Source organism: Nonomuraea sp. NPDC005650 (assembly GCF_040605375.1).
GTDB lineage: Bacteria > Actinomycetota > Actinomycetes > Streptosporangiales > Streptosporangiaceae > Nonomuraea.
The window spans coordinates 239,247-263,301 of sequence record NZ_JBEXCR010000009.1; the positions used below are offsets into that span (position 1 = coordinate 239,247).

Here is a 24,055-nt window from a genome sequence, read left to right on the forward strand (position 1 = left end):
GAGACCCTAGACGAGGGTTTTTCCATACGGTATACCGTCTACAAAGGAGGCTCGAATGGACCTGTACGAGTACCAGGCGAAGGAGCTCTTCGGGCGTCACGGGATCCCCGTCCCGGCAGGCAGGATCGCGGCCACCCCGGCGGAGGCCCGTGCGATAGCGGCCGAGCTGAACGCGCCCGTCGTCATCAAGGCCCAGGTGAAGACCGGTGGACGCGGCAAGGCGGGCGGGATCAGGACCGCTGCCGGGCCGGTCACCGCCGAGGCGGAGGCCGGGCGCGTGCTCGGGATGGACATCAAGGGGCACGTCGCGCGCAGCGTGCTGGTGGAGACGGCGACCGTGCCGTTCGAGGAGTACTACGCGGCTTTCCTCGTTGACCGGGCTGAGGGCGGTTTCCTGGCGATGGTGTCCGGCCGGGGAGGCATGGAGATCGAGGAACTGGCCGCCACCGACCCGGACGCCCTGGTGAGGCTGCCGGTCGACCCGGTGACGGGCGTGGACGCGGACGCCGCGCGCCTGCTGGCGGCCAAGGCCGGGCTGCCCGAGCAGGCGGCCGAGGTGCTGGAGAAACTGTGGCGGGTCCTGGTCGCGGAGGACGCCCTGCTGGTCGAGGTGAACCCGCTGATCTGCACCACCGACCAGCGGATCGTGGCCCTCGACGGCAAGGTCACGCTGGACGACAACTCGGCCTTCCGGCACTCGTGGGAGTACGGGGAGGGCACCGGCAGCCTGGAGGACCGCGCCCGCGCCAAGGGGCTGAACTACGTCAAGCTCGACGGCCGGGTAGGCGTGATCGGCAACGGCGCCGGGCTGGTCATGAGCACGCTCGACGTGGTCGCCGGCGCCGGGGCCGCCCCCGCGAACTTCCTGGACATCGGCGGAGGCGCGTCCGCCAAGATCATGGCCGACGGGCTGGAGATCATCCTCGCCGACCCCGACGTGCGCTCGGTGCTGGTCAACGTCTTCGGCGGCATCACCGCCTGCGACGCGGTGGCCAGCGGCATCGTCACCGCACTCGAGCTTCTCGGCGAGCGCGGCCTGGCCAGGCCCATCGTCGTACGCCTGGACGGCAACAACGCCGAGGTGGGCCGGCGCATCCTCAGCGACGCCCGGCACCCGGCGGTCCGGCAGGTCTCCACCATGGACGGCGCCGCCGAGATGGCGGCCAGACTCGCGGCAGGTGCGTGATGGCGATCTTTCTGACCGAGGACAGCCGGGTGCTCGTGCAGGGCATGACCGGCGCGGAGGGCACCAGGCACACGGCCCGCATGCTGGCCGCGGGCACCGACGTCGTGGCCGGGGTGACGCCCGGCAAGGGCGGCCGGTCCGTGGACTTCGGCGAGCGCGCGGTGCCCGTGTTCGGATCCGTGGCCGAGGCGGTGGGGGAGACCGGGGCCGACGTCTCGGTGGTGTTCGTGCCGCCGCGCTTCACCGGTGGGGCCGTGGAGGAGGCGGTCGAGGCCGGGGTGCCCTTGTGCGTGGTGATCACCGAGGGCGTCCCCGTCCACGACGCGGTGCGCTTCCGCGCCCTCGCGAACGGCCGTACCCGGATCATCGGCCCGAACTGCCCGGGGCTCATCAGCCCGGGGCGGTCCTCGGCCGGGATCATCCCCGCCGACATCACCTCCGCCGGGCGCATCGGGCTGGTGTCGAAGTCGGGCACGCTGACGTACCAGCTCATGTACGAGCTACGCGACCTCGGCTTCTCCACCGCGGTCGGCATCGGCGGCGACCCGGTCGTCGGGACCAGCCACATCGACTGCCTCCAGGCGTTCCAGGACGATCCGGGCACGGACGCCATCGTCATGATCGGCGAGATCGGCGGCGACGCCGAGGAGCGGGCCGCCGCCTACATCGCCGCGAACGTCACCAAGCCCGTCGTCGCCTACGTGGCCGGGTTCACCGCGCCGGAGGGCAAGACGATGGGGCACGCGGGCGCGATCGTGTCCGGCTCGTCCGGCACCGCCCAGGCCAAGAAGGAGGCGCTGGAGGCGGCCGGGGTCCGCGTCGGGCGCACTCCGTCCGAGACCGCCCGTCTCATGCGTTCTGCCCTGAGCCGGCGGGGTGCGGCGTGAGGTTCGACGTCAACCTGTCCATCCTGTTCACGGACCTGCCGCTGCTGGAGCGGCCCGCCGCGGCGGCCAAGGCGGGGTTCGACGCCGTGGAGCTGTGGTGGCCCTTCGACGGGCCGGAGCCGTCGGACAGGGAGCTGGCGGCGCTGCGGCAGGCGATCGAGGACGCCGGGGTGCGCCTGACCGGCCTCAACTTCGACGCCGGCGACATGGCCGCCGGCGAGCGCGGCCTGACGGCCAGGCCGGACGGCTCCGCCCGGTTCCAGGCCAACATCGACGTGGCGGTGCGGCTGGCGGGCGAGCTCGGCTGCGGGGTGCTCAACGCCCTGTACGGCAACGACCCCGGCACCGATCGGGCCCTGGCCGTGGCGAACCTGCGCAAGGCGGCCGACGCGGCGGCCTCGATCGGCGCGACCGTGGTGGTCGAAGCCCTCAACTCCCACGAGAACCCGAAATATCCGATCACGTCGTCGCAGGCGGCGTTCGAGCTGATCGACGAGGTGGACCGGGAGAACGTCGCCTTCCTGGCCGACCTCTACCACCTGCACCGGATGGGCGAGGACGTCCTGGAGCTCATCGACCGGCACAGCGCCAGGTTCGGCCACGTGCAGATCGCCGACGACCCCGGAAGGGGCCACCCCGGCAGCGGGCGCATGCCGTACGACAAGATCTTCGCCCGGCTGACGGCGGCGGGCTATCAGGGCCACATCGGCCTGGAGTACCGGCACGAGGGGCCGGGCGCGTTCGACTGGAGGCAGGCGTGAACATCGGGTTCGTCGGCTTGGGGATCATGGGCAGCCCGATGGCGGCCAACCTCCTCAAAGCCGGACATGTAGTGACCGGTTATGACGTGAGTGCCGAGCGGGTCGAGCAACTCGTCGGCCTGGGCGGCAAGGCCGCCTCCAGCGTGGTCGAGGCGGTCGGCGGCGCCGCGGCGGTGATCACGATGCTGCCCGACTCGCCGCAGGTGGAGGAGGTCGCGCCGCTGGTCATCGAGTACGGCCGCCCGAACCTCCTCTACATCGACATGAGCACCATCAAACCCGAGACCTCCCGCTGGGTCGCCAAGGAGGCGGCGGCCGCCGGCGTACGGGCGGTGGACGCCCCCGTCAGCGGCGGCGAGCGCGGCGCGATCGACGGCACCCTGTCGATCATGGTGGGCGGAGCGGCCGAGGACGTCGAGGCGGCCCGGCCCGTCCTGGGCACCCTGGGCACAACCGTCGTGCACGTCGGCCCGGCCGGCGCGGGACAGACCGTCAAGGCGGCCAACCAGCTCGTCGTCGGCGGCATCTACGGGCTGGTGGCGGAGGCGATCGTGCTGCTCGAAGCCTCGGGCGTGGACCCCCTGGCGGGGCTGGACGTGCTCGCGGGCGGCCTGGCGGGCTCCAGGATCCTGGAGCTCAAGCGGCACACCATGGTCCGGCGGGAGTTCAACCCCGGGTTCCGGATCGACCTGCACCACAAGGACATGGGCATCGCCGTCGCCGCCGCCCGCGAGGCCGGGCTCAGCCTGCCGCTCACCGGGCAGGTCGCCCAGCTCGTGGCCGCGGCCAGGGCGCAGGGCCACGGCTCGCTCGACCACTCCGCCCTTCTGAAGGTCGTGGAAAGGCTGAACGCGTGAACGAGCGAAGCGAGAGAACCAGAAGCACGGCAAGGGGTTTTTCCGCGGGCGACGAAGGAGCCCGCGGAAAAAGAGTTCCGTGTATGGAGGCTGTGGTCGCCGTGCTGGAGTCGGAGGGGGTGGACACCGTCTTCGGCATCCCGGGCGCGGCCATCCTGCCGCTCTACGCCGCGCTCCAGCACAGCTCGATCAGGCATATCACCGTACGCCACGAGGAGGGCGGCACCCACGCGGCCGACGGCTGGTCCAGGGTGACCGGGAACGTCGGCGTGTGCATCGGCACCTCCGGCCCCGCCGGCACGAACATGATCACCGGCCTCTACACCGCCCTGGCCGACTCGATCCCGATGATCTGCGTCACCGGCCAGGCTGTCTCGTCCAAGCTGCACCAGGAGGCGTTCCAGGCGGTCGACATCGTGGAGATCGCCCGGCCGGTGACCAAGTGGGCGGTGCAGCTCAAGGAGCCGGCGCAGGCGCCGTGGGTGTTCAGGGAGGCGTTCAGGATCGCCCGCTCGGGGCGGCCCGGCCCGGTGCTCATCGACCTGCCGGTCGACGTCCAGCGCGGGACCTGCCTGTACGACCGGGAGCTGGACGCGCCGCTGCCCGTCGACGAGCCCGCGCCGCTGCCCAAGGCCCTGCACCGGGCCGTGGACCTGCTGACCGGGGCCAGGCGGCCGATCATCCTGGCCGGCGGCGGCGTGATCATCGCGGACGCCACGGACGAGCTGCGCGCGCTGGCCGAGCACCTCCAGGTGCCCGTGCAGGTGACGCTCATGGGCAAGGGCGCCTTCCCCGAGGACCACCCGCTGTTCGCGGGCATGGCGGGCATCCAGACCCAGACGCGGTGGGGCAACGCCGCGTTCCTGGAGAGCGACCTGGTGCTGGCCATCGGCGCCCGGTTCGGCGACCGGCACACCGGCGACCTCGACGTCTATCGCCGGGGCCGGACGTTCGTGCACGTGGACATCGAGCCCATGCAGATCGGCCGGGTCTTCGAGCCGGATCTCGGGATCGTCGGGCACGCCCGGCCGGTGCTGGCGGAGCTGCTGCACGAGGCGCGCCGCCGCGGCGGGCCGCGGCAGCCGGGCAAGTGGGTACGGAAGGTCTCCGACCTGCGCAGGACGATGGCGCGCCGCGACGACTTCGACGACGTGCCCATCAAGCCGCCGAGGGTGTTCAAGGAGATCAACGAGTATTTCGGCAGAGACACCACGTTCGTCACCGCCATCGGGCTCTACCAGATCTGGTCCGGCCAGTTCCAGACGACCTACCTGCCGCGCCGCTACCTGGTCTGCGGCCAGGCCGGGCCGCTGGGCTGGGAGGTGCCCGCGGCGATGGGCGTCAAGTGCGCGCATCCCGAGCGGCAGGTCGTGGCGGTCGTGGGCGACTACTCCTTCCAGTTCCTCATGGAGGAGGTCGCGGTGGCCGCCCAGTACCGGATCCCGTTCGTCATCGTCATGATCAACAACGAGTACCTGGGCCTCATCAGGCAGGCCGAGATCCCGTACGACATGAACTACGCCGTGGACCTGCACTACGGAGAAGGCGGCATCGACCATGTCAAGGCCATGGAGGCGTTCGGCTGCCCGGCGCGCCGGGTGGAGCTGCCGGGCGACATCCGGGACGCGCTGGCCTGGGCGACGGCGGAGTCGGCGCGGGAGCGGCTGCCGGTGCTGGTGGAGGTGATGGTGGAACGCGAGGCCAACGCCGCCATGGGGCCCTCGCTGGAGGCGATCAAGGAGTTCGAGCCGCTGCCCGAGCTCATCACCGCCGACTGGTCCGACTGAGGAGGAGCGCATGCGGATCAAGCCGGGTACGGACTGGCGGGACGCCTACGAACGGTGCTGTTCGGCGGTCCCCGAGGCATTCCACGACGACCGGGTGCTCAACCACTGGGGCGGCATCTGGCACCGCGACGGGCGCCCCGTGCCCGGTTTCTCGCCGCTGGACGGCACCGCCATCGCGGGACCGCCCAGGATCGACCGGGCGGGCGCCGGGCGGGCGGTGGCGGGCGCGGTGGAGGAGCACCGGCGCTGGCGGCACCTGCCGCTGGCCGAGCGCAAGGCCATGGTGTCGGCCGCCGTCGAGTCGATGGCCGCCCACCGCGACCTGCTGGCCCTGCTGCTGGTCTGGGAGATCGGCAAGCCGTGGAAGACGGCCCGCGCGGACGTGGACCGCTGCCTCGACGGCGTGCGCTGGTACGTCGACGAGATCGACCGCCTGGTCGCCGGGCGCATGCCGCTGCCCGGCCCCGTCAGCAACATCGCAAGCTGGAACTATCCGATGAGCGTGCTCATGCACGCGATGCTCGTGCAGGCGCTGGCCGGCAACGCGGTGATCGCCAAGACGCCCACGGACGGCGGCCTGTGCTGCCTGACGCTCGCCTGCGCGCTGGCGGTGCGGGAGGGTCTGCCGTTCACGCTGGTGAGCGGGGGAGGCGCGGACCTGTCGCCGGTGCTGGTCGGCGGGCGGGCGCTGGGCAGCGTGTCGTTCGTGGGCGGCCGGGACGCGGGGGCCAAGGTGGCGACCTCGCTGGCCGACCTCGGGCGGCGGCACGTGCTGGAGCAGGAGGGGCTGAACTGCTGGGGCGTGTGGGAGTACGGCGACTGGGAGCTGCTCACGAGGCAGATCCGGGTGTCGTTCGACTACGGCAAGCAGCGCTGCACGGCCTATCCGCGGTTCGTGGTGCAGCGGTCGCTGTTCCACGAGTTCCTGGGGGCGTACCTGGGGGCGGTGGGGTCGCTGCGGTTCGGGCATCCGCTGGCGGTGGCCGATCCCGGCGATCCGCTGCCCGAGCTGGACTTCGGGCCGCTGATCAACGCCTCCAAGGCCAAGGAGCTGGCCGACCAGGTGGACGAGGCGGTGGCCAGGGGCGGGGTGCCGGTGCACCGGGCGTCCCTCGATGCCGGACATTTCCTGCCGGGGCAGGATATTTCGGCGTATTTTGCGCCGACGGCGCTCCTCAACCCGCCCCGCTCCTCACCCCTCTTCCACGCCGAGCCGTTCGGGCCCGTGGACACCGTCGTGCTGGTCGACACCGAGGCCGAACTGCTGGCCGCCATGAACGCCAGCAACGGCGCCCTGGTGGCCACGCTGTCGTGCGACGAGGAGGAGACGTTCCACCGGCTGGCGCCGGAGGTGCGGGCGTTCAAGGTGGGGCACAACAGGCCGCGCTCGCGGGGCGACAGGGAGGAGCTGTTCGGCGGGCTCGGGGCGTCCTGGCGCGGCGCGTTCGTCGGCGGCGAGCTGCTGGTGCGGGCCTCCACCGCGGGCCCGGACGGCGAACGCCTGCCGGGCAACTTCCCCCACTACACGCTCCTGCCTTAGGGGGCGATGAGGCCACACGCTCCTGCCTTAGGGCGCGATGAGGCCGAAGCGGGTCGCCGCCAGAAGCGCGAGGAAGGTCAGCATGGCGACCCGCATCACCTTCCCGCCGATCCCCAGCGACGGCCACGACAGGTACGCCAGCCAGCCGATGAAGGCGATCGCCGGCAGCACGGCCACGCCGCCCAGCGGATTGGCCACGGCGAACCCGGCCAGCAGCAGGATCACCAGCACCGTGGGCGCCGTCCATCGGGGCACCTGCGTGAACAGGTAGGTCATCGGCACGGCGCTGCGCCGCTCGACGGCCTTGCGCAGGCCGGTCGCGCCCGGCGTGAAGAACTGCTCGCCCTTGGGAAGCGGGCGCTTGCTGTCAGGGGCCACACCCAGAGCCTACGGGAGACGGGGCGCCGAGTGGGCGGCCATCATGACCGGGGTGGGCGCCTCGGGCGCTGTCACGCCTTTAATCTGGTCGGGTGCTCGCCGTGATCCGATACACCGTTCCAGAGTCCCAGTCCCAAGATTTCATCAAGCAGGGCCACACGATCCTCGACACGCTCGCCGCCCAGCCGGGCTTCCAGCGTGGCAGGCTGGCCCGTTCGGTCGATGAGCCCAATCTGTGGGCACTGGTCACGGAGTGGGAGGGCGCCGGTTTCTACCGCAGAGCGCTCTCCGCCGCCCGGATGGTGATGTATCCACTGATGATTCTCATGGTCAACGAACCCAGTGCGTTCGAGGACGTTTACACACAGGAAGGCGCTTAACGATTAGTGGCGCGCGAGAGGGTCCGTGCGTCCCCTAAGCTGGGATCTCACCAATTTCACTCGCCGACCTCCAGCCGGAAAGAGAATCAACCAAAATGGCACGACGCACCGACGTCATGGACACCATCGTCAGCCTCGCCAAGCGCCGCGGGCTCGTATACCCGTCGAGCGAGATCTACGGCGGACTGCGCGCGTCGTGGGACTACGGTCCACTGGGTGTCGAGCTCAAGAACAACGTCAAGCGGCAGTGGTGGCTGTCGATGGTCCAGTCGCGCGACGACGTGGTGGGCCTCGACTCCAGCGTGGTGCTGGCTCCCGAGGTGTGGCGGGCCAGCGGCCACGTCGAGACCTTCACCGACCCGCTGACCGAGTGTCTCTCCTGCCACAAGCGCTTCCGCGCCGATCACCTGATCGAGGCGTACGAGGAGAAGAACGGCAAGGTGCCCGAGGGCGGCCTGGCCGACATCACCTGCCCCAACTGTGGCAACAAGGGCACCTTTACCGAGCCCCGGCAGTTCAGCGGCCTGCTCAAGACCTACCTCGGCCCGGTCGAGGACGAGTCCGGCCTGGCCTACCTGCGCCCCGAGACCGCGCAGGGCATCTTCATCAACTACCTCAACGTGCAGCAGTCGGCCCGCAGGAAGATCCCGTTCGGCATCGGCCAGATCGGCAAGTCGTTCCGCAACGAGATCACGCCGGGTAACTTCATCTTCCGCACCCGCGAGTTCGAGCAGATGGAGATGGAGTTCTTCGTCAAGCCGGGCACGGACGAGGAGTGGCACCAGTACTGGATCGACGAGCGCTACCGCTGGTACTCCGATCTGGGCATCAGCAAGGACAACCTGCGCCTTTACGAGCACCCGAAGGACAAGCTGTCCCACTACGCCAAGCGCACCGTCGACATCGAATACCGCTTCAACTTCACCGGCACCGAGTGGGGTGAGCTCGAGGGCGTCGCCAACCGCACCGACTTCGACCTGACCGCCCACTCCAAGGCGTCGGGCACCGACCTGAGCTTCTTCGAGCAGGACACGGGGGAGCGCTACATCCCCTACGTCATCGAGCCGGCCGCCGGTGTCGACCGGGCCACGCTGACGTTCCTGCTCGACGCCTACAGCGAGGACGAGGCCCCCAACGCCAAGGGCGTCATGGAGAAGCGCACGGTCATGCGGCTCGACCACCGGCTCGCGCCGGTCAAGGCCGCGGTCCTGCCGCTCTCGCGCAACGCCGACCTGTCGCCGAAGGCCCGCGACCTGGCCGCGCAGCTGCGCCGCCGGTGGAACGTGGAGTTCGACGACGCGGGCGCCATCGGCCGCCGCTACCGGCGCCAGGACGAGATCGGCACGCCGTTCTGCATCACGGTCGACTTCGACACGCTCGAGGACCAGGCGGTGACGATCCGCGAGCGCGACTCGATGGCCCAGGAGCGCATCTCCATCGAGGGCGTCGAGTCCTACCTGCGCCAGCACCTGAACGACTAGTTTCGTCCAGCGCTCATCACGGGCCGCTCGCCGTTCTCACGGCGGGCGGCCCGTTGCGCGTTCACAACCACGGTCTTTTACGGCTGCGCACGGTGGGCACCACCCGCCGCACCGGGCTGAGGGCCCTCCAGGGTGACGCTCCTCCGCCTCACCGCCGCGCCTCCGTGACGCGCGCAGGCTTGACCTGCGGATGGGGCCTCCATACGAATCCGGATGTGCCTTGGATTACATAGTTCGAATTTTGACCACATGTGGCCGTCTTGATTGACAAGGCCACCGGCATACACGGAGATTGCGGGCATCCCTAGCGACATTCGGGGGCTGATTTCTCGGAGGCGCGATGAAGCGCGCGTTAATCATGTTCGCCGGCACCCTCCTGTTACTCGGTTCGTTCGCCATCCCACCCGCGTCGGCGGTGCCCAAGCCCGCTCCGGGCCCCGACGGCGTGTTCGTCTACACCGGCGAGCTCACCGCGGACCAGCTGGCCAGGCTCGTCGCGGCCGGCGTGGACCGCGAGGAGATGCGGATCGTCAAGCGTGCGAACGGGAAGGTCACCATCGAGGTGATCCTCGCCGCCGCGCTGGCCGACACGCTCGCCAAGCAGGGCATCACCCTGAAGGCCCAGACCGCGGACAAGGCGCGGCTGGCGCAGAAGGGCGACGGGGTGTTCAAGCGGTACGCGGGCGCCGGGGGCCTCCGCGAGGAGATCATCGCCGCGGCCAACGCCAAGCCCGGCATCGCCAAGGTCGTGAACCTCGGCAACAGCCTCAACGGCACGCCGATCACCGCGATCAAGGTGACCAAGGACGCCCGCAAGCTCGCCGACGGCAAGCGCCCGGCCATGCTCTACATGGCCGCCCAGCACGCCCGCGAGTGGATCACACCCGAGATGGTCCGGCGGCTGCTGCACCACTTCCTCGACGGCTACGGCGGCAACGCCGAGCTCACCAAGCTCGTGAACACCACCGAGCTGTGGTTCATGCCGGTGGCCAACCCCGACGGCTACGACTACACCTTCACCCCCGACAACCGGCTGTGGCGCAAGAACCTGCGCGACAACGACGGCGACGGGCAGCTCACCAGCGCCGACGGCGTCGACCTCAACCGCAACTTCGCCTACAAGTGGGGCTACGACAACGAGGGCTCCTCGAACATCCTGTCCAGCCAGACCTACCGCGGCAAGGCGGCCCAGTCGGAGCCGGAAACCGTGGCGCTGGACAACCTGACCAAACGGGTGCACTTCACGTACCTGCTGAACTACCACTCCGCGGCCATGCTGCTGCTGTACGGGGTCGGCTGGCAGCAGGCCACGCGGTCGCCCGACGACCTGATCTTCGAGGCCATGCTCGGCGACGACGCCCACCCGGCCGTGCCCGGCTACGACCCCGACATCGGCGCCGAGCTCTACACCACCAACGGTGAGCTGGACGGGCACATGACCAACGTCCGGGGCGTCATGTCCATCACGCCGGAGATGTCCACCTGCGAGGACGCGGTCGAGCGGAACCCGAATGACGAGTGGACGCTGGCCGACTGCGCCGGCGGCCAGGGCTTCACCTTCCCCGACAGCGAGGCGCTGATCCAGGACGAGTTCCTCAAGAACGTCCCGCTGGCGCTGGCCGCGGCCAAGACCGTGCAGACGCCGGACAATCCGGTCTCCGTGGTCGGGCGCACGGTGCCCGACTTCGAGCCGGACTCCTTCAGCGTGTCGTACGGCGACCCGCAGCCGGTGGCGGTCACCGCCCGCAGGTCGCTGCTGGGCAAGGCGATGCGCTTCCGCATCAACGGCGGCCCGGCGCAGACCAGGCCGCTGTCGGAGTGGCAGGGCGGCGAGCGGTACGGCGGCGAGAACGACCTGTTCTTCGCCGAGTACCGAGCCACCGTGAGCGGCGCGAAACCGGGTGACAAGGTCGAGGTCTGGTTCCAGGGCTTCAAACAGGGAACCGGGCTCGTCTCCAGCTCGCACTTCACCTACACCCTGGCCAAGAACTCCCGGGCCAAGGTCCTGATCGTCGCCAACGAGGACTACACCGGCTTCAACCCGGACTATCCGCCCTCGGTGACGGCGCCCAAGCACACCACGACGTACAAGAAGGCCCTCCAGTCCGCCGGGTACGCCTCCGAGACCTGGGACGTGGACGCGCAGGGCGTGCCGCACCACCTGGGCGTGCTGTCGCACTTCAAGGGCGTCGTGTGGGAGCTGGGCGACAATCGGCTGTCCATGGACCAGCAGGACCTGGTCACCGTGACCCCGCTCGGCGACCTGCCCGACGCCGACGTCAAGCGGTCGCAGCAGGACCTGACCGTCTCCATCCGCGACTACCTCAACGAAGGGGGCAAGCTCCTCTACACCGGCGAGACGGCCGCGTACTACGGCATTCTCGACACGATCGTCGGAGGCATCTACTACGGCCTCGACGGCGACCCGGACGGCGACTGCGTGGTCACCACGATCCAGGGCCTGTTCGACGAGTGCCTGCTGCTGGCCGACGACTTCACCCAGTACTACATGGGCGTCGGCGGGCGCATCGCCCGCAACTCCCCGACCGGCTTCGCCGGGAAGGGCCCGCTGGCCGGGACGGGCGGCACGTTCGGCGGTCCGGCCACGGTGGACAACCCGCTGGACGAGGCGGGCGTGCTACAGCCCATGGGCACGGACCTGCCGAGGTTCACGGGCACTCCGGCGGCCGACTACACGCTCGGCACCGGCGGTCCGTTCGACCCGGTCGAGGGCCAGTGGTACGTCAGGGGGCCGCACGCGGACGACTCGTACATGCGGCTGACCAGGACGGTCAACCTGGGATCCGTGACGGCGGCGCAGCAGCCGAGGCTGGCCTTCCAGCTCTCCTTCGACACCGAGCCCGGCTATGACAACGTCATCGTCGAGGCCCACACAGTCGGCCAGGACAACTGGACCACGCTGCCCGACCTCAACGGCGGCACGGACAGCACGGTGCCGTCGGAGTGCGAGGCCGGCTTCTACCTGGGCGAGCACCCGTGGCTGGGGCACTACCTGACCGGCGGCAACCCCTGCACGGCCAGTGGCACCAGCGGCTCCTGGAACCGGTTCACCGGCGACTCCGGCGGCTGGAAGCAGGTCGCCTTCGACCTGTCCGCGTACGCGGGCCAGCAGGTCGAGGTGTCGGTCAGTTACGTGACCGACCCGGGCACGGGCGGCGTCGGCACGTTCGTGGACGACACGCGGGTCACCACCACCGGCGGCACCCTCGACTCCGAGGGCTTCGAGACCGGCCTCGGCCCGTGGGCCATCCCCGGTCCTCCGGCCGGCAGCCCCACCGGCGCGGGCGACTTCGCCCGCGCGCAGGCCGACACCACGGCCGCCGTCTCCACCAAGGACACGGTGCTGCTGGGGTTCGGGCTGGAGCAGCTCGCCGACGACAACGAGCGGAACGCGACGATCAAGAAGGTGATGAAGTACCTGATCGGCTGATCCCCGCCTGACGGACGGCCACCTCGTCGCGGGGTGGCCGTCCTTCGGGTCAACGAGTGTCAGCCGCCAGGATCCGTGCCTCGAACGGCGCGAGGGTGAGAGAGGCCGGCTCGGCGACGGCCGAGTGTGACGACCAGAGCGTTCTCCTGGGACTGTGGAACGCGATCTCCTGGTCGCGGTCGGAAAGATTCACCGCCACCAGCAGCGAGTCCTCGCCGTCGCCGCGAAGGTAGACGAGCTGGTCAGGGTGGGCGGACAGCACGGTGATCCCCCCTCGGCGCAGGGCGGGCAGCTCCCGCCGGAGCGCCAGGAGCTCCTTGACGAGGACGAGGACCGAGCGGGGTTCGAGTTCCTGGGCCTCGACGCTGAATCGCCCCGCCCAGGAGGGTATGGGGAGCCACGGCTCGACGTCGTCGGGGGTGAATCCGGCGTGCGCAGGACTCTCCCGCCAGGGCATGGGCATGCGCTGGGGGTCCCGGCCGAGTCCGAGCCCGGGCGCGCGGAGTTCGGCGCAGTCGCGGGCATGTCCGGCGTCGACCGGGGCGTCGGGCAGGCCGAGTTCGTCGCCGTAATAGAGCGTCGGCGTTCCGCGGAGCGTGAGCAGCAGGGCCAGCGCGCCGGGGACGCGTTCCGCTCCGATCCGGCTGGCCAGCCGCGACCGGTCGTGGTTGCTGAGCACCCAGTTGGGGTGCGAGCCGGGAGGCAGCGCGGCGTAGTAGCGCTGGATGAGCTTCGCCAGATCGACGCCGTTCCAGGGCGCGTCGATGAGCGCGAAGTTCATGGCGAGGTCCAGGCCGCGCGTGCCGAGAGCGGCGACGCGTTCGAGCTTGAGATGGAGCTCACCCATCAGCATCCGGTCGTCGTACTCCTCGGTGACCGTGTGCATCTCCGCGAGCAGGCCCGGCAGCTCGGGCTGGTCGGCGGTGTATTTCTGGATCTGCCGGACCGTGGTGTGGGCGGCCGCGCCCCCGATCTCGAACGACCCGTCGCCGTCATCCATCGGGTTGTCGCGCAGGCGCGCGTCCTTGATGAGCCGCCACACCGCGTCCACGCGGAACCCGTCCACCCCGCGGTCGAGCCAGAACCTCATGACGTCGAACATGGCCTGCTTGACGGCCGGGTTGCGCCAGTTCAGGCTCGGCTGCTCGGGCAGGTGCGCGTGATAGTAGTACTGGCCGGTCGGCTCGTGGAAGGTCCAGGAGGGGCCGCCGAAGGCGGAGGCCCAGTTGTTCGGCGGGCCGCCGTCCGGGTTCGGGTCGTGCCAGAGATACCAGTCCCGATGTTCGCTGTCACGGCTCGAAAGCGCGTCGCGGAACCAGGGATGCTCGCTGGAGGTGTGCTGGGGCACGTAGTCGAGCACGACCCGGAGCCCTCGATCGTGCGCCCCCCGGACGATCCGATCGAAGGTGGCCAGATCGCCGAACACCGCCCCCACCTCGGTGTAACCGGACACGTCGTAACCGAAGTCCAGCAGCGGCGAAGCGTAGATCGGGCTCAGCCAGATCGCGGTCACGCCGAGTGCCGCGAGGTGGTCGAGGCGCTGTTCCACGCCTCGCAGATCGCCGAATCCGTCCGCGTCGCCGTCCTGGAACGACGGCACGTACACCTGGTAGAAGACGCCCTCGCGCCACCACCGTCCGTTCTGGGTGTTCATCCTTTGACCGCCCCCGCGGTGAGGCCGGACACGATCTTCTTCTGGAAGACCAGCACCAGGAGGATGAGCGGGATCGAGATGATCACGGACGCGGCGCTGATCGTGCCGAGCGGCTGCTCGTACTCGCTCGCGCCCGTGAAGAACGCGATGGCGACGGGAACGGTGCGGGCCTCGGGGCTGTACGTCAGCGTGGCCGCGAGCAGGAACTCGTTCCAGGCGAAAATGAACGCGAGGATCCCCACGGTGGCGATCCCGGGCGCGGCGAGCGGGAGGATGACCTTGTAATAGGCCTGGAAGGGGGACGTCCCGTCGATGTAGGCCGCCTCCTCGAGCTCCACGGGGATCTCTTTGAAGAACGACACGAGGGTGTAGATCGACAACGGCAGCGTGAACGTCAGATAGGGGATGATCAGTCCGACCAGCGTGTTGTAGAGCCCCAGATCGTTCCACAGGGAGAACATCGGCGCCGCGATCGCGATGCCCGGGAAGGTCGTCACGGACAGCACGATGCTCAGGATGAGGAATTTGCCGCGCATCGGGAGCCGGGCGAGCGGATACGCCGCGAACGACGCGACGGCGAGCGCGAGGATGGTCGTCGTCGCCGCCACGATGACGGAGTTGACCAGGGCGCCCACGAATTGGCTGTCGCCGAGGACCGCCAGGTAATTCTCGAAAGTGGGGCGCGGCGGGGTGAGACTCGCCGTCGAGAGGTCGGGCCCGGTCTTCAGCGACGTGTTGACGAGCCAGTAGACCGGCACGATCGAGAAGACCATGACGACGGCGATGGCACACCAGACCAGCGGGTTGTGCTCGGCGCCGCGCCGTCGGGGCCTGCGCCGTGGTGACGGCCGGCGGCCGGTGGTCGCATTGGTCATCGTGAGCCTCCCTTGACGACCGATCGGATGTTGCCACCGGCGAAGCGGATGTAGAGGAAAGACACCAGCATGACGATGACGAAGGTGAGGATCGACACCGCGGATCCTTCGCCGATCAGCTGGTTGCCGCGCAAGGTCTGATAGGCCAGGACGGACATGGTCTCCGTGCCGTACGCGCCGCGCGTCAGGACGAACGGAAGGTCGAAGACGCGCAGGGCGTCGAGCGTCCGGAAGATCATCGCCAGTGCGATCGCGGGCCAGAGCAGGGGCAGCGTGATGCTCCTGAAGTGCCGCAGCGCGCCGGCGCCGTCGATCTGCGACGCCTCGCGCAGCTCCGCCGGAATCACCTGGAGCCCGGCGAGCACCAGGAGCGCGACGAAGGGGGCCGTCTTCCAGACGTCCGCCAGGATCACCACCGTCATCGCGTACCCGCTCTGACCCAGCCAGACCACGCCGGCGTCGGTGAGGCCGAGGGAGCTGAGCATGGTGGAGACCAGACCCAGATCCGGGTCGAAGATGGTCCGCCACGTGATGGCGCTCACCACCGTCAGGATCGCGTACGGGAGCAGCACGATGCTGCGCAGCAGCGTCCTGAACCGGAACGCGATGTTCAGCAGCAGCGCCAGCGCGATTCCGATGACCAGCTCGAGCGGGACCGAGATCGCGGTGAACAGGAAGGTGTTGCCCACCGACTGCCACCACGCCTGCGAGGTGAGCTGCTCGACGTAGTTGCCCAGGCCGACGAAGCGCGACAGCCCCGGGGTGATGACGCTGTACTGGTGCAGCGAGAGCCAGATCGCGTAGAGCACGGGATAGCCGGCGACGCCGGCCATGAGGATGAGGGCGGGCGCCACCATACGCCCCGCGAGGCGCCTCTCGTTCGCGTCCGAGAGGTGCCTCGAGGATCGGAAGAACCGCATCGCCATCAGAACGTCTTGAGGGCGGTGCCGACCTTGTCCGCCATCTGCGAGGTGGCCGCCTGCGGGGTCAGCTCTCCGGACAGCACCTTGCCGACGGTCTGGTAGATCGCCTGCGAGATCTGCGGATACACCGGCGACACCGGCCGGGACTTCGCGCTCGTCAGCGCCTTCAGCAGCTCCTGCGAGAACGGCAGGGCCTTCTTGACCGGCTCGGACGCGTAGGCGGCCGTGATGGCGGGGGCGAGCGCGTTCTTGACGGCGATCTCCTCCTGCCAGCTGTCGCTGGTCATGAAGTCGATCATCGCGAGGGCGCCCGCCTGGTTCTTGGAGAACGTGCTGACGGCGACGTTGCTGCCGCCCAGCACGCCGACGCCGCTGCCTGGCGTCTTCCATCCGGGAAGCGGCGTCACGGCGAACTTGCCGGCGATGGCCGACTTCTGACCGGCCGCGTAGGCGTAGGGGTAATTACGCATGGTCGCCCCGGCGCCGGACTCGAATGCGAGACGGGTGGCGTCCTCGTCATATGTCAGCACCGCCTTGGGCGCGGCGCCCTTGTTGATGCCGTTCTGCATGAACGTCAGCACCTCGGTCGTCTGCGGCGAGTTGACGGCGACCTCGCCCTTGTCGTTCAGCACCTGGCCGCCCGCGCTGTACAACAATTCGAGGAAGCTCACAGTGAGGGACTCACTTTGTGAGGCTTGATAGAGGAATCCCTTCTTGGGGTCCGCCTCGCCGTACGAGTAGAGTTCCTGCCAGGTCTGCGGAGCCTGCGCCTTGTCGGTGCGGTAGTAGAGCAGGCCCGTGTTCGAATAGAACGGGACGCCCCAGTATTTGTCCTTGTAGTGCAAGGTGCCGGCCGTCGACGGAATGAGCTTGTCCAGCTTGGACGAGATGACCTTGCTCATGTCCGCGAGCCAGCCCTGGGCGGCCAGCTGCGCCGTCCACACCACGTCCAGCCGGACGACGTCACACTGCGTCGACTTCGTCTGCATTCGCTGCGTGATCTGCTGCAACTGGTCGTCGGCCGACGCCCCCAGCTCCACGTAATTGGCCGACGTCCCGGGATGCGCCTTGTTGAAAACCTCCATCGTGGCCTTCCAAACGCCCGACGAGTCCGTCGGCCCGCAGACCGTGATATTCCCCTTGGCCGACTTGGCCAGCGCGGGATCGAGCGCCGTGCCGGTGGCGGCGGACTGCTCGGAGTTGGAACACGCTGTGAGCGCTACGGCCAGAGCGGAGAACGCTCCAATTGTCGTGACGGCACGGAGCAGACGTCGTTCGGCTGTGAACATCATTGCTGCTTTCTCTGGTTACTTCTGGGCTATGTCGTCGTAGCGCCACGAATCGAGCAGGCCCGGGGGATTTGCTGAGGCAGCGAATTATCGCTAGGATCCGAATAATCCTATTTGTAGGATGAATGGAGTAGATCATATGATCGAACCTCGTGTCAAGGTGACCAGGAGGAACCTGTCGGCCTCGATCGCCGACGACCTGCTGTTCAAGATCAAGAGTGGCCAGTACCCGCCGGGCTCGAAGGTCCCGGGGGAGAAAGAGCTGATGGAGGCCTATGGGGTCGGCCGCAACACCGTCCGGGAGGCGGTCCAGTCGCTTGTGACCATGGGCTATCTCGACGTGCGTCCACGCGTCGGGGCGAGGGTGACCTCCGTCCCGATCGAGGCGGCGGTCGAGGCGGCGGCGATCTCCGCATTACTGGCAGGGGAGGCCGTTGGGGACATCTATGAACTGCGGCGCGTGCTGGAGACGGCGATCGCCGAGCGCGCGGCGACCGAGGCGACACCCGCCGACCTCGAAGCGATCGGCGTCGCCCTCGACGACTACGAACGCGCCCACCGGGACGGCGAAGGCGCCTACCGCGCCGACGTCGCCTTCCACGCGGCACTGGCGGTCGCCAGCCACAACGTGGCCTTCCGCAACGTGCTCGAAGGTGTGGGCGATCTTCTGTTGAACGCGCGCCAGTTGACCGATCGTCTTCCTGGCGCGATCTCGCTTGCGTTGAAGGAGCACACGGAGATCTTGCGAGCGGTCGAACAGCGTGACCCCGACAAGGCACGGCACGCGATGAAGGTTCACATGGCGACTTCCGTGGAGGCGTGGAAACGTGCTCAGCGGCTCTTCGTGGAGAGCTGACCCGCGAGTGAGCGATCACAACACGCCGGTCGGGGAACGACTTCCGCCCGATCGGAAACACCTGAGAGTAGCCGTCGCCAACCCCCTGCACGAGGAGTCCTACCGGCGCATCATGGAACGCGAACCCCGCGTGACCCTGCTGGTCGACCCCTCGCTGCTGCCGCCCATCCGCCACAGGGCGGACTTCTCCGGCGATCCCGCGTTTCGCCGGACCCCGGAGCAGCAGCGGAAATTCGAAGCCCTCCTCGACTCGGCCGACGTGCTGCTGGGGATCCCCGACGTCGACCCCACGGCGCTCGCCCGGACGGTGCGATCGAACCCGCGTCTCCGATGGGTGCACACGACCTCCGCCGGCGGCGGTCAGCAGGTCGGGAAGGCCGGGCTGAGCCCGTCGCACCTCCGGCGGGTCACGTTCACCACCTCCGCCGGTGTGCACGGATCCCCGCTGTCGGAGTTCGTGGTGCTGGGCGTTCTCTCCGGCGCCAAGGACGTCCCCCGGCTGATGCGGCTGAAAAGCCGGCGCCAGTGGAGTGAGCGGTGGATGTCACGGCAGATCTCCCGCCAGAAGGTGCTGATTCTCGGCTTCGGCGGGATCGGCAGGGCCGTCGCCCGATCCCTGTCGGCGCTCGGCATGAGCGTCACGGCGACCTCGCGCCGCGCCGGCGCCGAGCACCCGGACGTCGACCGATTCGTGAGCATCGACGAGGTGCACGACGTCGTCGGCGACATGGACGCGATCGTGTGCGCGCTGCCGGGCACCGGCCTGACGGAGAGATTCGTGGACGAACGGCTGCTCGCCCGCGTCAAACGCGGCGTCACGTTCGTGAACGTGGGCCGGGGCAGCGTGGTCGACGAATCGGCCCTCGTCGCGGCGCTGGAGGAGGGGCGGGTCGGTTTCGCGGCACTCGACGTGTTCGAGGTCGAGCCGTTGCCCGCCACGAGCCCGCTCTGGGCCTTGCCCAACGTCCTGATCAGCCCGCACACCGCGGCTCTGGCGGCGGACGAGGAAGCGGCCGTCGCCGAACTGTTCGCCGACAACGCCACCCGGCTGCTCGACGGCCACGCGCTCGTGAACGTCGTCGACACGGTCGAGTTCTACTGATGTCACCTGAGAGGGAGGGATCTCCGCTGCCACCACTTGTCGTGGTGATGGGCGTGTCCGGGGCCGGGAAGACCACCGTGGGCCGCCTGCTCGCCGAACGATTGGGAGTGAGCTTCATCGACGGCGACGACCTGCATCCGCCGGCCAACGTGGCCAAGATGGCGTCGGGCGTCCCACTCACGGACGACGACCGTTTCCCGTGGCTCGTATCGGTCGGAGGCGCGCTGGCCGGCTCGCGGGCCGACGGGGCGGTCGTCGCCTGCTCGGCGCTCAAACGGAAGTATCGGGAGATCATTCTCGCCGAGGCCCCTGACCTGTTGTTCGTCGAGCTTCATGCCGCGCCGGACCTCATCGTGCGTCGCCTGGAGGCGCGCACCGGGCACTTCATGCCGGGGGCGCTCTTCGACTCGCAATGGAGCACCCTCGAACCGTTGCAGGCGGACGAGCCGGGATTCCGCGTGGACTGCACCCACGGGCCGGAGCGCGTGGTCGCGGACCTCGTGGACGAGCTCCTGCCGCAGGTGAGGCTGCGGGACGGCTGAGTTCCCGCCGCCGCCCCGGGCGGGCCGGCAGACCGAAAAATCGTGTAAAGACGGCGGTTACGCGGGTTTTCGCGGTCGCCTGATGACATGCGTCCTATGCGTACATCACGTTTCGCTCTTGTGCTGCTGGCCGCGGGCGCCGTGCTCATGACGGGAAGCGCCGCGTTCGCCGATCCCGAGCCGACCGCGCTGGAGCTGCGGGTGGTCATGGACGACTGCCACAACTCGGTGGTGGAGCCATGAGCGAGCAAAGCGAGCGACCAGTCAAACACAGTCGATTTTCGGTCATGCGACCGACGGAGGAGGGCGCATGACCGATCCTCTGCTGCTCGAACGCGCGCTGTTCGAGGTCAAGCGGGTGATCGTGGGCCAGGACCGGATGGTCGAGCGGCTGCTCGTGGCGGTGCTCGCCAAGGGCCACTGCCTGCTGGAGGGCGTGCCGGGCATCGCCAAGACGCTGGCCGCCGAGACCATGGCCACCGTCGTCGGCGGCACGTTCGCCCGCATCCAGTTCACGCCCGACCTGGTCCCGGCGGACATCGTGGGGACCAGGATCTACCGGCCGTCGACCGAGACCTTCGACGTCGAGCTCGGCCCGGTCATGGTCAACCTGCTGCTCGCCGACGAGATCAACCGGGCTCCCGCGAAGGTGCAGTCGGCGCTGCTGGAGATCATGGCCGAGCGGCAGGTCAGCATCGGCGGGGTCTCCCATGCCGTGCCGAGGCCGTTCCTGGTGCTGGCCACCCAGAACCCGATCGAGTCCGAGGGCGTCTACCACCTGCCCGAGGCGCAGCGGGACCGCTTCCTCATGAAGATCGACGTGGACTATCCCAGCGAATCGGAGGAGCTGGCGATCGTCTACCGCATGAGCGTGGACCCGCCCGTGCCGCACGCCGTGCTGGACCCCGCCCGGGTCGTCGCGCTCCAGCGGCGGGCCGAGGAGGTCTTCGTGCACCACGCGGTGGCCGAGTACGCCGTCCGCCTCGTCTACGCCACCCGCGACCCCGAACGGTTCGGGGTGCAGGACGTGCGGCGGCTGCTGGCGTTCGGGGCGAGCCCCAGGGCCACGCTCGGCCTGCTGGCGGCGGGCCGGGCGCTGGCGCTGCTGCGGGGGCGCGACTACGCGCTGCCGGAGGACGTGCGGGACCTGGCCCACGACGTCATGGCGCACCGGCTCGTGCTCTCCTTCGACGCCCTGGCCGACGGGGTGGCGCCCAGGCAGATCGTGGACCGGGTGCTGGCGGCCGTTCCGCTGCCCGTCATCGCGCCCCAGCAGCAGGCCCAGCAGCAGGCCCAGCAGCAGGCCCAGTACCAGGCACAGCAGAACGAAGCCGTGGCATGAGGCCGTACCTGATGGCCGAGCCCGCGCTGCGCAGGCTCGAGCTGACGATCACCAGGAGACTGGATGGACTGCTGCAGGGGGAGCATCTGGGGCTGGTGCCGGGGCCGGGGAGCGAGCCGGCCGAGACGCGGCCGTACCAGGTGGGCGACGACGTGCGGCGGATGGACTGGAACGTCACCGCCCGCACCAACGAGCCCCACGTCCGGGACCTGGTCGCCGACCGCGAGCTGGAGATCTGGGCGCTGCTCGACGCCACCGCCAGCATGGACTTCGGCACTGCGGCCATGGAGAAGCGGGAGCTGGCCGTGTCGGCGCTGGCGGCGGTCGGCTTCCTCACCCAGCGGACCGGCAACCGCATCGGCACCCACCTGCTGCACGGCGGCGGCGTCAGGACGCTGCCCGCCAGGACGGGCCGCCCGCACCTGATGGCGCTGCTGCAGGCGGCGTTCGCGCTGCCCCGCACCCCGCCCGGGGTGGCCGAGCCGCTGCTGGGCGTGGCCGCCGAGCAGCTCGGCCGGGTGGTACGGCGCCGCGGCCTGGTCGTGGTCGTGTCGGACTTCCTCGACGCGCCTGAGACCTGGGAACCGCCGCTGCGCAGGCTCACCGCCCGGCACCAGGTGCTGGCCGTTGAGGTGCTGGACCCGCGCGAGCTGACGCTGCCCGACGTGGGGATCCTGACGCTGGTCGACCCGGAGACGGGGCGGCGGCGCGAGGTCGCCACGGGGAGCGCGCGGTTGCGCCGCAGGTACGCGGAGGCGGCGGCCGAGCAGCGCGACGCCGTCACGCGGGCGCTGCGCCGGGCCGGGGCGACCCACCTGCGGCTGCGCACGGACCGGGACTGGGTACGCGACCTGGTCCGGCACGTCATGGGCCAGCGTCGCCTGGCCGCCCTGGCGCGCCCCTCCGGGGGAGCCGGGGGAGCCGGAGGAGCCGGGGGAGCCAAGGGAGCCGGGGGAGCAGGTGATGCGGCGTGACGCTGATCGCGCCCCTGTGGTTGCTGCTGCTCGTCCCCGTGGCCCTGCTGGCCCTGGCGTACGTGATCATGGCCCTGCGGAGCAGGACCGCGTACGCCGTCAGGTTCACCAACCTCGACCTGCTCGACAGGATCGCCCCGAGGCGGCCCGGCTGGCGCAGGCACGTGCCGGCGGCGGCGTTGCTGCTCATGTTCGTCCTGCTCGTGATCGGCTTCGCCCGGCCGACGGCCGAGGTGCGGGTGCCGAGGGAGCGGGCCACGATCATGGTGGCGTTCGACGTGTCGGCGTCCATGGGCGCCACCGACGTCCGGCCCAACCGGTTCGAGGCGGCCAAGCAGGCGGCCAGGCAGTTCGTGGAGGGCCTGCCCGAGCGGTTCAACCTGGGCCTGGTGTCGTTCTCCTCGTCGGCGTCCGTGGCCGTGCCGCCGACCACCGACCGGCAGGCGGTGCTGAGCGCGCTCGACCGGCTCGGCACCGCCTCGGGCACCGCCATCGGCGAGGCGGTCTACTCCTCGCTGGACGCCATCGCCGCGCTCGACTCGGAGGAGGAGACGCCGCCCGCGCACATCGTGCTGCTGTCCGACGGCTCCAACACCACGGGCCGCACGGTCGGCGACGCGGCCGCGGCGGCCTCCTCCAGGGGCGTGCCGGTCACGACCATCGCGTACGGCACGGCGGACGGCACGATCGACATCTCCGGGCGCGAGATCCCGGTGCCGGTGGACGGCCCGGCGCTGCGCGGGCTGGCCGAGGCGGCCGGCGGCGGCTTCTACGAGGCGGCCAGCGGTGACGAGCTGCAGGCGGTCTACGAGGACATCGGCACGTCGGTCGGCTACCGGACCGAGCGGCAGGAGGTATGGATGTGGTTCGTGGCGGCGGGGATGGCCTTCGCGCTGATCGCGGCGGTGACGTCGATGTTGTGGTTCTCGAGGCTGCCATGAGGGGCCTGGGCAGCCCGCGCGGGCCGGAGTTCGTCACCCCGCCGATCGGGATCTCCGGCACGCTGCCGCAGGTCGCGCCGGGGAAGGCGCCGCCCAAGGGGCGCCTGCTGGTGGCCGCCGCGCTCGTCGCGGCGGTCACCGGGGCGGTGGCGGGCGTGGCGGGGGCGCGGCTCTCCGAAGCCGCCGAGCCCGTCCCGGCCGCCGCCCTCCCCAGGGTGGCGCCCGCCCCGTCGGCCGGTCTCGGCGGGCTGAGCGCGACGGCGGCCCGGGTACTGCCCAGCGTGGTCTCGGTGGAGACGGGCAGCGGGGGCGGTTCGGGGTTCGTGGTGGACGGCCGCGGCCACATCCTCACCAACGCGCACGTGATCAGGGGCAGCGACCGGGCGACCGTCGTGTTGAGCGACGGCCGCAGGATCGCCGCCCGCGTGATCGGCGAGGACGACGGCGAGGACCTGGCCGTGCTGGAGGTGGACTACCCGCGGGATCTCACGCCCGCCACCCTCGGCAGGTCCGGCGACCTGGCCGTCGGCGACCAGGTGCTCGCGATCGGCTCCCCGCTCGGCCTGTCGGGCACGGTCACCGCCGGCATCGTGAGCGCACTGGACCGGGAGGTACGGTTGGGCTCGGCACGGTCGGCGGCACTGCGCACGGCTGTGCAGACGGACGCGTCCATCAACCCCGGCAACTCGGGCGGCCCGCTGGTCAACGCCCGGGGCGAGGTCGTGGGGGTGAACACGGCGATCGCGTCCGGGCGCGGCGGCGGGAACATCGGCATCGGGTTCGCCATCCCCATCGACCGGGCGGCGCCGATCGCGGAACGAATCATCCGAAACTAGGGTGCTCAAAATA

The 24,055-nt window shown here is 69.9% G+C and carries 22 protein-coding genes; 17 read left to right on the forward strand and 5 right to left on the reverse strand.

What is annotated here, in order from left to right; genetic code table 11:
* Positions 1-55: 55 nt before the first annotated feature.
* The 6 genes from sucC (at position 56) to ABZS69_RS17970 (ending at position 7,018) form a co-directional block, all read left to right on the forward strand.
* Positions 56-1,186, forward strand: a complete 1,131-nt coding sequence (gene sucC / locus ABZS69_RS17945) for an ADP-forming succinate--CoA ligase subunit beta (RefSeq protein WP_355373114.1) — start codon at positions 56-58, stop codon at positions 1,184-1,186.
* Entirely contained in the window at positions 1,186-2,073 is an 888-nt protein-coding gene (sucD, locus tag ABZS69_RS17950) for a succinate--CoA ligase subunit alpha (protein ID WP_355373116.1), read from the forward strand. The genes sucC and sucD overlap by 1 nt, the downstream gene beginning before the upstream one ends.
* Positions 2,070-2,834 carry a TIM barrel protein gene (locus tag ABZS69_RS17955; protein ID WP_355373118.1) on the forward strand — a complete coding sequence of 255 codons (765 nt, stop codon included), beginning with the start codon at positions 2,070-2,072 and terminating at the stop codon, positions 2,832-2,834. The genes sucD and ABZS69_RS17955 overlap by 4 nt, the downstream gene beginning before the upstream one ends.
* Positions 2,831-3,691 carry an NAD(P)-dependent oxidoreductase gene (locus tag ABZS69_RS17960; protein WP_355373121.1) on the forward strand — a complete coding sequence of 287 codons (861 nt, stop codon included), beginning with the start codon at positions 2,831-2,833 and terminating at the stop codon, positions 3,689-3,691. The genes ABZS69_RS17955 and ABZS69_RS17960 overlap by 4 nt, the downstream gene beginning before the upstream one ends.
* Positions 3,692-3,774: 83 nt before the next feature.
* Positions 3,775-5,478, forward strand: coding sequence for a glyoxylate carboligase (gene gcl, locus ABZS69_RS17965; protein ID WP_355373124.1), 1,704 nt, complete (start codon positions 3,775-3,777; stop codon positions 5,476-5,478).
* A 10-nt stretch (positions 5,479-5,488) separates the two neighbouring features.
* Positions 5,489-7,018: an aldehyde dehydrogenase family protein gene (locus ABZS69_RS17970; protein WP_355373127.1), complete on the forward strand. Its 1,530-nt coding sequence runs from the start codon at positions 5,489-5,491 to the stop codon at positions 7,016-7,018.
* Positions 7,019-7,045: 27 nt separating this feature from the next.
* Here ABZS69_RS17970 and ABZS69_RS17975 read toward each other — a convergent pair whose 3' ends face one another.
* Positions 7,046-7,396: a DUF6703 family protein gene (locus ABZS69_RS17975; protein ID WP_355373130.1), complete on the reverse strand. Its 351-nt coding sequence runs from the start codon at positions 7,394-7,396 to the stop codon at positions 7,046-7,048.
* A gap of 92 nt (positions 7,397-7,488) precedes the next feature.
* Between ABZS69_RS17975 and ABZS69_RS17980 the strand changes: the two genes are divergently transcribed.
* The 3 genes from ABZS69_RS17980 (at position 7,489) to ABZS69_RS17990 (ending at position 12,708) form a co-directional block, all read left to right on the forward strand.
* Positions 7,489-7,776: an antibiotic biosynthesis monooxygenase family protein gene (locus tag ABZS69_RS17980; protein ID WP_355373133.1), complete on the forward strand. Its 288-nt coding sequence runs from the start codon at positions 7,489-7,491 to the stop codon at positions 7,774-7,776.
* 95 nt (positions 7,777-7,871) lie between these two features.
* Positions 7,872-9,257: a glycine--tRNA ligase gene (locus tag ABZS69_RS17985; RefSeq protein ID WP_355373136.1), complete on the forward strand. Its 1,386-nt coding sequence runs from the start codon at positions 7,872-7,874 to the stop codon at positions 9,255-9,257.
* A gap of 340 nt (positions 9,258-9,597) precedes the next feature.
* Positions 9,598-12,708, forward strand: a complete 3,111-nt coding sequence (locus ABZS69_RS17990) for a M14 family zinc carboxypeptidase (RefSeq protein WP_355373139.1) — start codon at positions 9,598-9,600, stop codon at positions 12,706-12,708.
* A 49-nt stretch (positions 12,709-12,757) separates the two neighbouring features.
* Here the strand turns inward: ABZS69_RS17990 and ABZS69_RS17995 are convergent, their stop codons facing one another.
* The 4 genes from ABZS69_RS17995 to ABZS69_RS18010 form a co-directional block, all read right to left on the reverse strand.
* Positions 12,758-14,362, reverse strand: coding sequence for an alpha-amylase family glycosyl hydrolase (locus tag ABZS69_RS17995; RefSeq protein WP_355373142.1), 1,605 nt, complete (start codon positions 14,360-14,362; stop codon positions 12,758-12,760).
* Entirely contained in the window at positions 14,359-15,237 is an 879-nt protein-coding gene (locus ABZS69_RS18000; RefSeq protein WP_355373144.1) for a carbohydrate ABC transporter permease, read from the reverse strand. Before ABZS69_RS18000 ends, ABZS69_RS17995 begins: the two co-directional genes overlap by 4 nt.
* Positions 15,234-16,094: a sugar ABC transporter permease gene (locus ABZS69_RS18005; RefSeq protein ID WP_355373147.1), complete on the reverse strand. Its 861-nt coding sequence runs from the start codon at positions 16,092-16,094 to the stop codon at positions 15,234-15,236. Before ABZS69_RS18005 ends, ABZS69_RS18000 begins: the two co-directional genes overlap by 4 nt.
* Positions 16,095-16,162: 68 nt before the next feature.
* Positions 16,163-17,452: an ABC transporter substrate-binding protein gene (locus tag ABZS69_RS18010; protein WP_355373149.1), complete on the reverse strand. Its 1,290-nt coding sequence runs from the start codon at positions 17,450-17,452 to the stop codon at positions 16,163-16,165.
* 136 nt (positions 17,453-17,588) lie between these two features.
* On the opposite strand from ABZS69_RS18010, the gene ABZS69_RS18015 reads away from it, so the two are divergent.
* The 8 genes from ABZS69_RS18015 (at position 17,589) to ABZS69_RS18050 (ending at position 24,042) form a co-directional block, all read left to right on the forward strand.
* Positions 17,589-18,305 (forward strand): FadR/GntR family transcriptional regulator, encoded by a 717-nt coding sequence (locus ABZS69_RS18015; protein WP_355373152.1) that lies wholly within the window; start codon positions 17,589-17,591, stop codon positions 18,303-18,305.
* 7 nt (positions 18,306-18,312) lie between these two features.
* A complete protein-coding gene (locus ABZS69_RS18020) occupies positions 18,313-19,407 on the forward strand; it encodes a D-2-hydroxyacid dehydrogenase (protein ID WP_355373155.1) in 1,095 nt (364 codons plus the stop codon).
* The gene (locus ABZS69_RS18025) at positions 19,407-19,949 is read left to right on the forward strand and encodes a gluconokinase (RefSeq protein ID WP_355373158.1); all 543 of its coding nucleotides are present in this window, start codon (positions 19,407-19,409) and stop codon (positions 19,947-19,949) included. The genes ABZS69_RS18020 and ABZS69_RS18025 overlap by 1 nt, the downstream gene beginning before the upstream one ends.
* A gap of 96 nt (positions 19,950-20,045) precedes the next feature.
* A complete protein-coding gene (locus ABZS69_RS18030; RefSeq protein WP_355373160.1) occupies positions 20,046-20,192 on the forward strand; it encodes a hypothetical protein in 147 nt (48 codons plus the stop codon).
* Positions 20,193-20,259: 67 nt separating this feature from the next.
* A complete protein-coding gene (locus tag ABZS69_RS18035; protein ID WP_355373163.1) occupies positions 20,260-21,291 on the forward strand; it encodes an AAA family ATPase in 1,032 nt (343 codons plus the stop codon).
* Entirely contained in the window at positions 21,288-22,265 is a 978-nt protein-coding gene (locus ABZS69_RS18040; protein WP_355373166.1) for a DUF58 domain-containing protein, read from the forward strand. Before ABZS69_RS18035 ends, ABZS69_RS18040 begins: the two co-directional genes overlap by 4 nt.
* On the forward strand, positions 22,262-23,206 hold the full coding sequence (locus tag ABZS69_RS18045) for a VWA domain-containing protein (RefSeq protein WP_355373169.1): 945 nt from the start codon (positions 22,262-22,264) through the stop codon (positions 23,204-23,206). The genes ABZS69_RS18040 and ABZS69_RS18045 overlap by 4 nt, the downstream gene beginning before the upstream one ends.
* Positions 23,185-24,042, forward strand: coding sequence for a trypsin-like peptidase domain-containing protein (locus tag ABZS69_RS18050; protein ID WP_355373171.1), 858 nt, complete (start codon positions 23,185-23,187; stop codon positions 24,040-24,042). Before ABZS69_RS18045 ends, ABZS69_RS18050 begins: the two co-directional genes overlap by 22 nt.
* Positions 24,043-24,055: the final 13 nt, after the last annotated feature.

Bases quoted from the DNA above. Each gene is read 5' to 3' on its own strand.
- ABZS69_RS18000 (WP_355373144.1), bottom strand. From the start codon at position 15,237: ATGACCAATGCGACCACCGGCCGCCGGCCGTCACCACGGCGCAGGCCC.
- ABZS69_RS17970 (WP_355373127.1), top strand. From the start codon at position 5,489: ATGCGGATCAAGCCGGGTACGGACTGGCGGGACGCCTACGAACGGTGC.
- ABZS69_RS17985 (WP_355373136.1), top strand. From the start codon at position 7,872: ATGGCACGACGCACCGACGTCATGGACACCATCGTCAGCCTCGCCAAG.
- ABZS69_RS18030 (WP_355373160.1), top strand. From the start codon at position 20,046: ATGCGTACATCACGTTTCGCTCTTGTGCTGCTGGCCGCGGGCGCCGTG.
- ABZS69_RS18035 (WP_355373163.1), top strand. From the start codon at position 20,260: ATGACCGATCCTCTGCTGCTCGAACGCGCGCTGTTCGAGGTCAAGCGG.
- ABZS69_RS18025 (WP_355373158.1), top strand. From the start codon at position 19,407: ATGTCACCTGAGAGGGAGGGATCTCCGCTGCCACCACTTGTCGTGGTG.
- gcl (WP_355373124.1), top strand. From the start codon at position 3,775: ATGGAGGCTGTGGTCGCCGTGCTGGAGTCGGAGGGGGTGGACACCGTC.
- ABZS69_RS17995 (WP_355373142.1), bottom strand. From the start codon at position 14,362: ATGAACACCCAGAACGGACGGTGGTGGCGCGAGGGCGTCTTCTACCAG.
- ABZS69_RS17990 (WP_355373139.1), top strand. From the start codon at position 9,598: ATGAAGCGCGCGTTAATCATGTTCGCCGGCACCCTCCTGTTACTCGGT.
- ABZS69_RS18005 (WP_355373147.1), bottom strand. From the start codon at position 16,094: ATGGTGGCGCCCGCCCTCATCCTCATGGCCGGCGTCGCCGGCTATCCC.
- sucD (WP_355373116.1), top strand. From the start codon at position 1,186: ATGGCGATCTTTCTGACCGAGGACAGCCGGGTGCTCGTGCAGGGCATG.
- ABZS69_RS18040 (WP_355373166.1), top strand. From the start codon at position 21,288: ATGAGGCCGTACCTGATGGCCGAGCCCGCGCTGCGCAGGCTCGAGCTG.
- sucC (WP_355373114.1), top strand. From the start codon at position 56: ATGGACCTGTACGAGTACCAGGCGAAGGAGCTCTTCGGGCGTCACGGG.
- ABZS69_RS18010 (WP_355373149.1), bottom strand. From the start codon at position 17,452: ATGATGTTCACAGCCGAACGACGTCTGCTCCGTGCCGTCACGACAATT.
- ABZS69_RS18015 (WP_355373152.1), top strand. From the start codon at position 17,589: ATGATCGAACCTCGTGTCAAGGTGACCAGGAGGAACCTGTCGGCCTCG.